Below are 12,633 nucleotides of genomic sequence, written 5' to 3'. Positions count from 1 at the left end.
CTTAACCCTCGGCTGCGACCCGGAATGCATTATCCAGATCGGCAATTAAATCTTCGTGATCTTCAATACCGACAGAAACCCTTAGCAGCGTATCGGAAATGCCCGCTGCCGCGCGTGCTTCTGCCGACATCCCCGCGTGCGTCATGGTGGCGGTATGGGAGATCAGACTCTCTACTCCACCCAGCGATTCCGCCAGCGTAAACAGCTTCAACGCTTTGAGGAAGCGACGCAGCAGCGCCTCATCACCGTCGACCTCGAAACTCAGCATGGCACCAAAGCCGCGCTGCTGACGTACGGCATGTTCGTGTCCGGCGTTTTCCGGCAGCGAAGGATGATACAACTTTTTCACCAGCTTCTGCTGCTTCAGATACTCAACAATCGCGAGTGCGTTGCGTTGTGCAGCCGCAATGCGCGGCGACAGCGTACGAATCCCGCGCAGCAGCAGATAGCTGTCAAATGCCGCGCCGGTCACACCAATGTTATTCGCCCACCAGGCCAGGTCGGTTGCCAGTTGCGGATCTTTGGCAATCACCGCGCCCGCGACGACATCGGAGTGGCCATTGAGGTATTTGGTACAGGAGTGGATCACCAGGTCTGCACCCAGCGCCAGAGGGTTCTGCAGCGCCGGGCTCATAAAGGTGTTGTCCACCACGCTGATGGCACCTGCCGCACGCGCAGCGGCGCAAATCGCGCTGATATCCACGACGCGCAGCAGCGGATTGCTGGGGCTTTCAATCAGCACCAGTTTAGGGTTTTCATCCAGTGCCGCCTGCAGCGCCACCGGGTCGCCCTGATCGACAAATTTCACCCGATACGCGCCGCGCTTGCTCAGGCTGTCAAACAGCCGATAGCTGCCGCCATAACAGTCGTGTGGCGCAACCAGCAGATCGCCAGGCTTCAGGAACACCGTCGTGACCAGGTGAATCGCCGACATCCCGGTATTAGTTAATACCGCGCCCGCTCCCCCTTCCAGTTCGGCCAGGGTACGCTGTACAACATCACGCGTGGGGTTACCACGACGGGAGTAGTCATGCGCACGAGGCTCGTTGAAATCCAGGAAGTTATAGGTCGTTGAGAGGTGGATGGGCGGGACAACGCAGCCATATTGCTCGTCATCATTCAAACCGCTGCGCACTGCGATGGTTGCCGGTTTACGCGTCATGAGCGAATTGTTCCTGAAGAGTGAATAAAATGTAAGCCACAGGATATCACCCTCGAATTAGACGTCAATACATCTGGACATCTAAATGTCTTTGCGTATAGATTGAGCAAAAACGCAATAACCGCTAAAATCATGCGTCATCGCCTGGCGTTCCCCTCTGTGATGCAAAGGCAGTGAGCGAAGAAAACCCGCCATATCAGGGGTCAGGCAGGAAAAAATCAGGCATAATCCGCTGATTTCCTCACATTTAACGTTTATTAATTAAGGTAACCCATGGCTGAATGGAACGGCGAATATATCAGCCCGTACGCTGAGCACGGTAAGAAGAGCGAGCAGGTCAAGAAGATTACAGTATCTATCCCATTGAGCGTGCTGAAGATTTTAACGGATGAGCGTACCCGTCGTCAGGTGAACAACCTGCGTCACGCCACCAACAGCGAGCTGCTTTGCGAAGCCTTTTTACATGCCTTTACGGGCCAACCGCTGCCGGATGACGTCGACCTGCGTAAAGAGCGCAGTGATGAGATTCCGGAAGAAGCAAAAGCAATCATGCGCCAGATGGGTGTCGATCCTGATACCTGGGAATATTAATCCCCACAGGCCGTTTTCGCTTAACCCCGCTTCAGAGGAGCAGGCTCCGCTCAGGAGTCGCTCCCCTCACCTGTTCTGACCCGGACTATCCTGATTTCCGCAGCCTAACTGACCTTTTATAAATATTCCCCGTCAGCGTTATCATAAAAATCCAGCCTGTTCTCATATTATTCCGTTATTTCTGTTGCAATAAGAATGCCTTTTTATTCAGACAATAGAATAATTACTATTGTTCACTATTATCTGCATCCGTAAAATTTTGTCAGAGCGACTATTTCACGGAAAGAAAATGAGCATTAAATATAAAATAACGTCATCTGCATCCGCCTTTATTATTATCTTCGTCGCCACAGTAGCCCTCTCTTTTTCCGATCGGGTGAAAGCTGCACCCGCGCTCACAGAGCCAAATGGGAATATCAATGCGCTGCAACAGGATCGGGTACGTAAAGAGCAACTGATGCCTGAACCACAGCGGGCAGCATCTGAACAACAGCGCTTCAGGCCAGAAGAGATTCCCTTTCCGCATGAAGAAAACTGCTATCTCATCGATAAAGTCTCTTTAAACCAGGATAGCAAAAAACTTCACCTGGAAAAATTAAGGTATTTTACTTCTCAGGCAGAAGGAAAATGTCTGGGTATTGCGGGTATAAGATTGCTGGCAAAAACTCTGCAGAATGAAATCATCAAACTGGGATATATCACCACACGTGTTGATTTACCCGATCAGAATCTTTCAGGCCGCGAGTTAACGTTTAAGATTAACGCCGGTAAAGTGGGGAAAATCGTCCTTAATAAATCCGGGGACGACTATATTAATTTAACCAACACATTACCGTTCAAAGCGGGGGATATCCTTGAACTCAGCGATCTTGAGCAGGGTAGTCTTAATCTTCAGCGAGTGCCGGGATCGCAGGTTAACGTCAATCTGGTGCCTGGCAGTGGCAAAGGTGAAAGTGACATCTATATCCAGCGCAGGCAGGATAAATACTGGCAGGTGGGCGCATGGCTCAATGATGCTGGCTCGGTTGCAACCGGCCGTTATCAGGGTGGTGCAGCGCTCTATCTGAATAATATCACCTCACTAAGTGACACCCTTTATGTCTCTTATGGCCACGATATTGCCCCGAAACATACGATAAAAGGTAACGGTAATAAATCGATAGGTTATTCAATTCCATGGGGTTACTGGTGGCTCGATCTCTACGCCAGCCACAGTGACTACCGGCAATTTATGACCGGAAACTGGGCAAAATGGACGCTGAATAATAAGAACCGTTATTACAGTGCGCAGCTCAATCGACTGATTTCACGAACCGTAAATCAGACCAGCACGGTTGGCCTGCAAATATTCGATGCGGAATCGCGTTACTCTCTGGATGATTTAGACCTCGTCAGCATGCATAAAAGAAGTGCGGGCTGGAAAGCGGTGCTGCAACATCAAATCAATGTCGATAATGCGGGTCTCGCAACCACGCTAAGTTATCAAAGAAAGATGCCCTGGTTTAACAGCAGCAATACTGTTGAGCAGGAGTATGGACTCATTGATAAGCAAGGCCGGATTGTCACTTTAGATGTGGAAGGTTCAGTTAACTTTCGTGTCTATGAAAACTGGCTGAACTACTCCCCTCACTTCAGCCTGCAATATTCGCCCGATAGCCTGTCGTCACTCAACCGCTTTTCGCTGGCAAACCGCTGGACGGTGCGCGGTTTCGATGGCGAATACTCCCTTCAGGACAATAAGGGATGGTACTGGCGCAACGATCTCAGCTGGATAATACCCGGCAAACCGGTTCAGCCTTATATCGGTGTTGATGCAGGCCAGGTCTATGGCAATTACAACCAGCAGTATTACACCGGAAAAACCGTCATAGGCAGCGTTGTCGGCCTGCGGGGAACGCTCCTGCAAACACGTTTTGATCTTTTTGCCGGTACCCCACTTAAAAAACCTCAGGCCTTTCACACCGATCCACTGACGCTGGGGTTTTCATTGCAATGGAAATATTAAAAAAGATGGAGATTTTTTAATAAAAAAACAGCTTTAAAAAATTAACACACTCACAAAAAAAAAGGATAGAGATAATGAAGAAGCATAAGTTTAACCTGGTATTCCTGGCTACCGTGGCCACACTGTGCAGCCAGCCTGCGCTGGCTGCACTCAACACTTACACCCATGCAAATGGATCGACCGTCGTTAATATTAACCAGGCTGATGCAAATGGTCTTTCACACAATATGTATCAGAACTTTAACGTCACCAGTGATGGAATGGTCCTGAATAATAGCACCACAGATTTAGTGCGTGACAAAGGTAATCTTGCGCGAAACAGCAATCTGGATAAGTCAGCCAGCCTTATCCTGAATGAAGTTATCTCAAAAAGCTCATCTTCACTGAACGGGTATATTGAAGTCGCCGGTCAAAAAGCGGATGTCATTATCGCTAACCCGAATGGTATTACCTGCTCTGGCTGTAGCTTCATCAACACCGGACGCGCAACGCTGACTACCGGAACGCCCACCTTTACCGATGGTGCATTGACTGGTTTCAATGTGGCGAAAAGCACAATTACTGTTAATGGTGATGGTCTGAAAGGTGCCGATTACACCGACCTGCTGGCGCAGAAAATTAATATCCAGGGACAGATCGATACCACTCAATTGAAAGCGATTGCCGGTATCTATGATTACAATATTACTTCCGGTTCAGCGACAGCGAGTGGAACGGCCAAAGCCTACGGCAACACCATTGATGTCAGCGCGCTGGGTGGGGCAACTGCGGGAATTATTCAGCTGCAAACTACTGATGCCGGTGCGGGTGTCAATAACAGCGGCGTACTGAATGCGACTAATCTCTACATTGCAGCTAATGGCGCATTAACCAACAGCGGCACTATTGAAACCGCACTGCTGAGCGCTACCGCAGGCGGCAGCATAACGAACAGAGGAACGCTGTCTGCCAGCCAGGCTGTTATGCAGACAACGGACGCGTTCACCAATAACGGCACCATTAAAACGACGGATTACGCCACGATCGTCAGCCTGGGAAAAATTTCCAACAACAATAATGCGCAAATTGATGCTGCTGGTGATGTAAATATTGTTTCTCTGGCCGGTAATATTGAGAACAGAGGAACAATTACCACACCAAAAACCCTGGCCATGCAGACAGGTTATAACACGGTTAATGGCGTCGTCACCGCCGTCGCCAATACCAGCCTGCTCAATTCTGGCTCGATCCAGGCAGGTAATCTCAGCATGAACGCCGTTAAAGAGGTCAGCCTCCTGTCTGGCGGAGACGTGACTTCACAGGGTACAGCCTATGTTTCTGCGACAAAGGTCTCTAACGCGGCGACTCTGACCGCTCAGAATGCCTCTGTCGTGGCGAATGAGGTCCGCAATCAGGGCGTCATGCAGACAACCGGACTGTTAAACGTGTCGGGTAAAAACGGCATCTCTAATAGCGGTACCATGAAGGCGGGAACGCTGACACTGGCGACAGACGAGAAAATCAGTAACTCATCCTGTTTACTCTGGGTGCTGTGCAGTAAAGGCACGATGTCAGCCGATAAAATCACGATTACCGCACCGAAGATCGCCGCCATTGGTGATTTAGATGGTAACTATACGACTCAGGTACTTGAACTGAATAAGCCTGCGGCGACCCCGGCAACAGACACCAGCCTGTAACAGCCATAAAAAAACCCAGCCGAAGCTGGGTTTTTTCTTGCCGCCGAACCCGCAGGTTCAGGTGCCTTTTAATCTTATTTTTTAGCGCCTGGCACGCTGAAACGCTTGTTAAAGCGGTCAACACGGCCACCAGTTGCCACTTCACGCTGCTTACCGGTATAGAACGGGTGGCATTTGCCACAAACGTCCAGGTTCAGCTCGTGAGTCAGTGTTGAACGGGTGTGGATCTCGTTGCCGCAGGTACATTTGATAGTAACTGCTTCGTATTTCGGGTGAATACCTTGTTTCATGGGAAACCTCATAGAAGGCCGTGTCGCTCTCCGTGCCAGGCGTTAACCTGCACAGCACCACACGCGGTTGAACATTATAGGGTGTACTCCGGCAAGATCTTTCTCACCGAAGGCGGCATATTATACAGGTAAGTTCTGATTGCTGCAAATATATGCTGAGATACCCGCCATCAGGGTCAGCGTGTACACTAGCTTCCCCGATGATTGAGCCGGAAAGAGAGAGTTATGCCCGTAGTCCAGGTCGCCCTGCCCGTCCCCTTGCCCCGCCTGTTTGATTATCTGCCGCCCCAGGGGGCGCAGCCGGTCATTGGCGGTCGCGTGAGTGTGCCCTTTGGCAATCGCAGGATGATCGGGATTGTGGTCGCCTTTCGTGACAGCAGCGATCTGCCGGAAGCGCAACTCAAGCGCGTGATCGAGGTGCTGGATAGCGAGTCACTCTATCCGCCGTCGCTGTGGCGTATCCTTAACTGGGCCGCCAGCTACTATCACTCGCCGCAGGGAGAAGTGCTGAGCCACGCGATTCCGGTGCTGCTGCGCCAGGGCAAAGCGGCGCAGGACAATCCCCTGTGGCGCTGGGAAATTACCGAGCAGGGCCGGGCGACGGCACCGGAAAGTTTAAAGCGGGCACCAAAACAGCAGCAGGCGCTGGCTGCTCTGCGTCAGCAGCCGCTTTATCGTCATCAGGTCACTGAACACGATCTGACGGAGGCGACGCTGCAGGCACTGCGGGCCAAAGGGCTATGCGAACTGCATGAACATCAGCCGCAGATGCACGACTGGCGCACCACTTATGCCGTGAAAGGCGAACGTCTGCGTCTCAATACGGATCAGGCGATGGCCGTAGGTGCGATTCGGGCAGATGATGAACATTATGCTGCGTGGCTGCTGGCGGGCATCACCGGCTCCGGTAAAACAGAGGTTTACCTCAGCGTGCTGGAAAATGTGCTGGCGCGTGGTAAACAGGCGCTGGTGCTGGTGCCGGAGATTGGCTTAACCCCGCAGACTATCGCCCGCTTTCGCGAACGTTTTGATGCGCCCATCGATGTGCTGCACTCCGCCTTAAATGACAGTGAGCGGCTGGCGGTCTGGTTACGTGCGCGGCGCGGCGAAACGGCGATTGTGATTGGCACCCGATCGGCCCTGTTTACACCCATGGCACGTCCTGGCGTCATTATTATTGATGAAGAACATGACAGCTCTTATAAACAGCAGGAGGGCTGGCGTTATCAGGCGCGCGACCTGGCTGTGTTCCGCGCGCATGAAGAAGATATCCCGATTGTTATGGGATCCGCGACGCCCGCGCTGGAGACCCTGCACAATGTCCGCAGCGGCAAGTACCGCCAGCTCGACCTCACTAAGCGTGCCGGTAACGCCAAAACGGCGTTGCAACAGCTGATCGACTTAAAAGGCGTACAGCTGATTGGCGGCCTGGCTCCGGGCCTGATTGGTAAAATGCGCCAGCACCTTCAGGCCGATAACCAGGTGCTGCTGTTTCTTAACCGTCGCGGCTTTTCGCCCGCCCTGCTCTGTCACGACTGCGGATGGATTGCCGAATGTACCCGCTGTGACCGCTACTACACGCTGCATCAGCATCATCGCCAGCTTCGCTGCCACCATTGCGACAGCCAGCGTCCGCTGCCTAATCAATGCCCGCAGTGTGGTTCAACCCATCTGCTGCCGGTAGGCGTCGGCACTGAGCAACTGGAGCAGCAACTCGGCACACTCTTCCCTGGCGTGCCGGTGTCGCGAATCGATCGTGATACTACCAGCCGCAAAGGCGCGCTGGAGCAGCATCTGGCTGATGTCCATCGCGGCGGCGCACGCATCCTGGTCGGCACTCAGATGCTGGCTAAAGGCCACCACTTCCCCGATGTCACGCTGGTGTCGCTGCTGGATGTGGATGGCGCACTGTTCTCAGCCGATTTTCGTGCGGCAGAACGCTTTGCGCAGCTCTATACCCAGGTCGCCGGTCGCGCTGGCCGTGCCGGCAAACAGGGCGAGGTGCTGCTGCAGACACACCATCCGGAACATCCGTTACTGCAGACGCTGCTGCACCAGGGTTATTCAGCGTTCGCCCAGCAGGCACTGCTGGAGCGACAGGCAGTTCACCTGCCGCCCTGGAGCCGCCATGCTCTGTTCCGCGCGGAAGATATGGATAACCAGCAGGCGGCGGAATTCCTGCAGCAACTCCGCAATTTACTGGAAGCGAGCCCGCTGAATGACAAGGCGATGTGGTTTATGGGTCCATTACCTGCCCTGCAGCCTAAACGCAGTGGACGCTGGCGCTGGCAGCTGCTGCTTCAGCATCCTTCCCGGCAGCGTCTGCAACAGTTGCTGAGCAGTTCATTGCCGCTGGTTTCCACGCTGCCCGCCGCGCGCAAAGTGAAATGGACGCTGGATATTGATCCGACAGAGAGCTGATTTTTTCCGACACTGCGAGCCAGATCGAAAAATGTCGCATAAGTCACAATTTTTATGCAAATTAAGTAACAACCAGCCGGGCAATCGTTAACAATGTTGCCCGGTTTGCCTTCAGGTCAGGCAAAAACAGAATCGAACGCGCCATAACGCGTCAGGAGCATGTGTTGGAGCAGAATCAACAACCGCCCGCCGCCACGATGAAGGATGTCGCGGAACACGCGGGCGTCTCAACCGCCACCGTATCGCGTGCGCTGATGAATCCGGAGAAGGTTTCTGCGGCCACCCGCCAGAAAGTCGAGCAGGCGGTTGCCGCCGTCGGCTATGCGGCACATGGCCCCACGCGCAACGCGCGTCGCAATGAAACGCGTACCATCCTGGTCATTGTCCCTGACATCTGCGATCCCTTCTTTAGTGAAATCATTCGTGGCGTCGAAGTCACGGCAGCTGAAGAGGGCTACCTGGTACTGATTGGCGACTGCGCCCATCAGAATCAGCAGGAGAGAACCTTTCTCAACCTGATGGTCACGCGACAGATCGATGGCATGGTGCTGCTCGGCTCACAGCTGCCCTTTGATGCCAGCGTTGATGAGCAACGCAACCTGCCTCCGATGGTGATGGCGAATGAGTTTGCGCCGGAAATGTCGCTGCCCACGGTTCACATTGATAACCTGACCGCCGCGTTCGAAGCGGTTAATCATTTACTGCAGTTGGGTCACACGCATATCGCCTGTATCGCCGGGCCGGAAGAGATGCCGCTCTGCCAGTATCGTCTGCAGGGGTATGTGCAGGCGATGCGCCGCAGCGGGCTGACGGTCGACCCCACCTATATTGTGCGCGGCGACTTTACGTTTGAGGCGGGCGTTGCCGCCATGAATCAGTTGATGACTCTGCCGCAACCGCCACGTGCCCTGTTCTGCCACAGCGATATCATGGCGCTGGGGGCGATGACTCAGGCCAGACGCTGTGGATTGCGAATACCAGAAGATCTCTCTGTCGTCGGATTCGATGACATTGAGCTATCCCGTTACTGCGAGCCGCCACTAACCACGGTCACCCAGCCACGCTACCAGATAGGCCGGGAAGCGATGCTTCTGCTGCTGGATGAGTTGAATGGCAAACGGGTGATCAGCGGATCACGGCTGCTGGACGCCGGTTTAACCATTCGTGGCAGCACGGCGCGAGCAAAAAAGCGTGAAAAATAAGCGTATTCGTCTGATTTTTTCAGTAGATTCTTAAAGCGAACACTGCTGGTCAAAGTTCCGACCCTTAAGTAACATGGCGGACTCCTTGCCGGGCGCGTAAAAATCATCATTTCGCCCATCTGGCACTATTTTTGAAGGGTATAAGAACGAGAGTGGCACAAAAAGATTACGTAGGCCGCGGGCGTTCAACAGGGACGCGTCGCAAAAAAAGCCCCAGCCGTGGCAAGAAGAGCAAAGGCGGTTCGGGAACATCTAAATTGATGATTGTACTGGCGGTCGCAGTGTTGGTGACCTTTGCCGGTGGTTTATGGTTCCTGGCGCATCACAAGAAAGAAGACGTGCCGGTCATTACGGATCATAAAGCCAACGGCAATGGCTTACCGCCGAAACCTGAAGAACGCTGGAAATACATTAAAGAGCTGGAGAACCGTCAGGTTACTGTGCCGACTCCTATCGAACCCTCTTCGGGTGGCGAAGTGAAGTCGCAGACACAGCTGACCGACGAGCAACGCCAGTTGCTGGAACAGATGCAGGCGGATATGCGTCAGCAGCCAACACAGCTCAATGAAGTGCCGTGGAATGAACAGACGCCGGCGCAACGTCAGCAGACACTGCAGCATCAGCAGCAGTTGCAACAGCTGCAACGTCAACAGCAGCAGGTTCAGCAACAGCAGCAGCAACAGGTTCAGCAACAACGTCAGCAATTGCAGACTCAGCAGCAACAGCAACGCCAGCAGCAGTTGCAGCAACAACAACAACGTCAACAACAGCAGCAATTGCAACAACAGCAACGTCAGCAGCAGCAGCAGCAGCAGCAGCAGCAGCAGCAAAACGTACAGCGTCAGTCGCAACCTGCGCCAATAACGCGGGAACCGGAAGTGGAGCCAAAACCGCAGGAGACCGCAAAAGCGAAACCGGCGGAGAAAGCCTCTTCGCAGCGCTGGATGGTGCAGTGTGGTTCGTTTAAAGGCACTGACCAGGCTGAGTCGGTACGTGCGGGCTTAGCCTTTGAAGGCTTTGAAAGCCGCATTACTACCGGTGGCGGCTGGAATCGTGTGGTTATCGGTCCGTATAAAGATCGTGCATCCGCTGACAGCACCCTGAAACGTCTGCGTAGTTCCGGACACTCCAGCTGTATTCCACTCTCCGTCGGGGGTTGAAACCCGTCAAACCCGCCCCATATCTGTTGCATGATACTCCGCGCCCCGTGCGCGGAGTCCTTTTCCGACTGCAACAAGGGGTCTGCCCGTGACAACAATAGTAAGTGTACGACGCAACGGCCAGGTAGTGATTGGCGGTGATGGCCAGGCTACGCTCGGCAATACCGTGATGAAAGGCAACGTTAAAAAAGTGCGTCGTTTATACAACGATAAGGTGATTGCCGGATTTGCTGGCGGCACCGCAGACGCCTTCACCCTGTTTGAACTTTTCGAACGTAAACTGGAAATGCATCAGGGCCACCTGGTGAAAGCCGCGGTGGAGCTGGCCAAAGACTGGCGTACCGACCGTATGCTGCGTCGCCTTGAAGCCTTACTGGCCGTCGCGGATGAGTCAGCCTCTCTGATCATCAGCGGTAACGGTGACGTCATCCAGCCTGAAAACGATCTGATCGCCATCGGCTCCGGTGGGCCTTTCGCCCAGGCAGCGGCACGTGCGCTGCTGGAGAATACCGAAATGGGCGCACGCGACATCGTTGAGAAGTCGCTGAATATCGCGGGTGATATCTGCATTTACACAAACCACAACGTTAATTTCGAAGAATTAACGTCAAAGGCGTAAGGGTATAAATATGTCTGAGATGACTCCACGCGAAATCGTCAGCGAACTGAACCGCTTTATCATCGGCCAGGACAGCGCCAAGCGCGCCGTGGCTATTGCACTGCGCAACCGCTGGCGCCGCATGCAGCTCGACGAAGAGCTGCGCCATGAAGTGACCCCAAAAAACATTCTGATGATCGGTCCGACCGGTGTCGGTAAAACCGAGATCGCGCGTCGTCTGGCTAAGCTGGCCAATGCCCCGTTCATCAAAGTCGAGGCGACAAAGTTTACCGAAGTCGGTTATGTCGGTAAGGAAGTGGACTCTATCATTCGTGACCTGACCGATTCGGCCATTAAGATGGTGCGCAGTCAGGCGATTGAAAAGAACAAATATCGTGCCGAAGAGATGGCCGAAGAGCGCATTCTTGATGTGCTGATTCCGCCAGCGAAAAACAACTGGGGCCAGTCAGAGCAGAGCGCTGAGCCCTCTGCGGCGCGTCAGTCGTTCCGCAAGAAGCTGCGTGAAGGCCAGCTGGACGATAAAGAGATTGAGATCGATCTGGCTGCCAGCAGCCCAGGCGTCGAAATCATGGCTCCTCCTGGCATGGAAGAGATGACCAGCCAGCTGCAGTCGATGTTCCAGAACCTCGGCGGCCAGAAGCAGAAAGCCCGTAAACTGAAGATCAAAGAAGCGATGAAGCTGCTGATCGAAGAAGAAGCGGCAAAACTGGTTAATCCGGAAGAACTTAAGCAGGACGCGATTGATGCCGTTGAACAGCACGGTATCGTGTTCATCGATGAAATCGACAAAATCTGTAAGCGCGGCGGCCAGAATGCCGGTGGACCCGATGTCTCACGTGAAGGCGTTCAGCGCGACCTGCTGCCACTGGTTGAAGGCTGCACCGTTTCGACCAAGCATGGCATGGTGAAAACCGACCACATTCTGTTTATCGCCTCTGGCGCGTTCCAGGTGGCCAGCCCTTCCGATCTGATTCCGGAACTGCAGGGTCGTCTGCCGATTCGTGTTGAGCTGCAGGCACTGACCGTCAATGATTTCCAGCGCATCCTGACCGAGCCGAATGCCTCGATTACCGTGCAGTACAAAGCTCTGATGAATACCGAGGGCGTGAACATTGAGTTCACCGAAGAGGGTATTCGCCGGATTGCGGAAGCTGCATGGCAGGTTAACGAAACCACTGAAAACATCGGTGCGCGCCGTCTGCACACCGTGCTGGAACGTCTGATGGAAGATATCTCGTATGACGCCAGCGATCGTCACGGTGAATCCGTGACCATCGATGCTGATTATGTGGGTAAACATCTGGATGAACTGGTGGCTGACGAAGACCTGAGCCGCTTCATTCTGTGATTCACTGATTCAGCGCTTTTCAGAAGCCCAGCCCACCCGGCTGGGCTTTTTTATGCATGTTCTTGATCGAACGATGCTTTTTTCATACTGATGATTTTGCCAACAATCTGCATATAGCGATATACTTACCCTTCCTGTGGCAAACAGACGAAACCC

Annotated in this window: 10 protein-coding genes; 8 read left to right on the top strand and 2 right to left on the bottom strand. The window is 53.5% G+C overall.

Annotation, left to right across the window (positions count from 1 at the left end; translation table 11 throughout):
- Position 1 precedes the first annotated feature (1 nt).
- Positions 2–1,162, bottom strand: a complete 1,161-nt coding sequence (gene metB, locus ACN1CO_RS22090) for a cystathionine gamma-synthase (protein ID WP_419140688.1) — start codon at positions 1,160–1,162, stop codon at positions 2–4.
- Between the two features lie 273 nt (positions 1,163–1,435).
- Between metB and metJ the strand changes: the two genes are divergently transcribed.
- The 3 genes from metJ to ACN1CO_RS22075 all read left to right on the top strand — a co-directional run bounded on the left by metJ (position 1,436) and on the right by ACN1CO_RS22075 (position 5,437).
- Positions 1,436–1,753 carry a met regulon transcriptional regulator MetJ gene (gene metJ, locus ACN1CO_RS22085; RefSeq protein ID WP_009088019.1) on the top strand — a complete coding sequence of 106 codons (318 nt, stop codon included), beginning with the start codon at positions 1,436–1,438 and terminating at the stop codon, positions 1,751–1,753.
- A gap of 289 nt (positions 1,754–2,042) precedes the next feature.
- Entirely contained in the window at positions 2,043–3,758 is a 1,716-nt protein-coding gene (locus ACN1CO_RS22080) for a ShlB/FhaC/HecB family hemolysin secretion/activation protein (protein ID WP_419140687.1), read from the top strand.
- Between the two features lie 74 nt (positions 3,759–3,832).
- Entirely contained in the window at positions 3,833–5,437 is a 1,605-nt protein-coding gene (locus ACN1CO_RS22075; RefSeq protein ID WP_419140686.1) for a filamentous hemagglutinin N-terminal domain-containing protein, read from the top strand.
- A gap of 74 nt (positions 5,438–5,511) precedes the next feature.
- Here ACN1CO_RS22075 and rpmE read toward each other — a convergent pair whose 3' ends face one another.
- On the bottom strand, positions 5,512–5,727 hold the full coding sequence (gene rpmE / locus ACN1CO_RS22070) for a 50S ribosomal protein L31 (RefSeq protein ID WP_003851227.1): 216 nt from the start codon (positions 5,725–5,727) through the stop codon (positions 5,512–5,514).
- 225 nt (positions 5,728–5,952) lie between these two features.
- Between rpmE and priA the strand changes: the two genes are divergently transcribed.
- The 5 genes from priA to hslU all read left to right on the top strand — a co-directional run bounded on the left by priA (position 5,953) and on the right by hslU (position 12,477).
- Positions 5,953–8,148, top strand: a complete 2,196-nt coding sequence (priA, locus tag ACN1CO_RS22065) for a primosomal protein N' (protein WP_419140685.1) — start codon at positions 5,953–5,955, stop codon at positions 8,146–8,148.
- Between the two features lie 164 nt (positions 8,149–8,312).
- On the top strand, positions 8,313–9,350 hold the full coding sequence (gene cytR / locus ACN1CO_RS22060; RefSeq protein ID WP_419140684.1) for a DNA-binding transcriptional regulator CytR: 1,038 nt from the start codon (positions 8,313–8,315) through the stop codon (positions 9,348–9,350).
- 152 nt (positions 9,351–9,502) lie between these two features.
- Positions 9,503–10,510: a cell division protein FtsN gene (gene ftsN / locus ACN1CO_RS22055; RefSeq protein WP_419140683.1), complete on the top strand. Its 1,008-nt coding sequence runs from the start codon at positions 9,503–9,505 to the stop codon at positions 10,508–10,510.
- A gap of 88 nt (positions 10,511–10,598) precedes the next feature.
- Positions 10,599–11,129: an ATP-dependent protease subunit HslV gene (hslV, locus tag ACN1CO_RS22050; RefSeq protein ID WP_003851234.1), complete on the top strand. Its 531-nt coding sequence runs from the start codon at positions 10,599–10,601 to the stop codon at positions 11,127–11,129.
- 10 nt (positions 11,130–11,139) lie between these two features.
- Positions 11,140–12,477 carry an HslU--HslV peptidase ATPase subunit gene (gene hslU / locus ACN1CO_RS22045; RefSeq protein WP_031591847.1) on the top strand — a complete coding sequence of 446 codons (1,338 nt, stop codon included), beginning with the start codon at positions 11,140–11,142 and terminating at the stop codon, positions 12,475–12,477.
- Positions 12,478–12,633: the final 156 nt, after the last annotated feature.

Origin of the sequence: Pantoea sp. R13S299, assembly GCF_048515925.1 — a bacterium.
Lineage (GTDB): Bacteria > Pseudomonadota > Gammaproteobacteria > Enterobacterales > Enterobacteriaceae > Pantoea.
The sequence above is the reverse complement of the archived record's forward strand: the minus strand, read 5'-3'. Positions and strand labels throughout refer to the sequence as shown.

What these genes read in the sequence shown, in the direction of transcription:
- metB (WP_419140688.1), bottom strand. Translation starts at nt 1,162, where the DNA reads ATGACGCGTAAACCGGCAACCATCGCAGTGCGCAGCGGTTTGAATGAT.
- metJ (WP_009088019.1), top strand. Translation starts at nt 1,436, where the DNA reads ATGGCTGAATGGAACGGCGAATATATCAGCCCGTACGCTGAGCACGGT.
- ACN1CO_RS22080 (WP_419140687.1), top strand. Translation starts at nt 2,043, where the DNA reads ATGAGCATTAAATATAAAATAACGTCATCTGCATCCGCCTTTATTATT.
- ACN1CO_RS22075 (WP_419140686.1), top strand. Translation starts at nt 3,833, where the DNA reads ATGAAGAAGCATAAGTTTAACCTGGTATTCCTGGCTACCGTGGCCACA.
- rpmE (WP_003851227.1), bottom strand. Translation starts at nt 5,727, where the DNA reads ATGAAACAAGGTATTCACCCGAAATACGAAGCAGTTACTATCAAATGT.
- priA (WP_419140685.1), top strand. Translation starts at nt 5,953, where the DNA reads ATGCCCGTAGTCCAGGTCGCCCTGCCCGTCCCCTTGCCCCGCCTGTTT.
- hslU (WP_031591847.1), top strand. Translation starts at nt 11,140, where the DNA reads ATGTCTGAGATGACTCCACGCGAAATCGTCAGCGAACTGAACCGCTTT.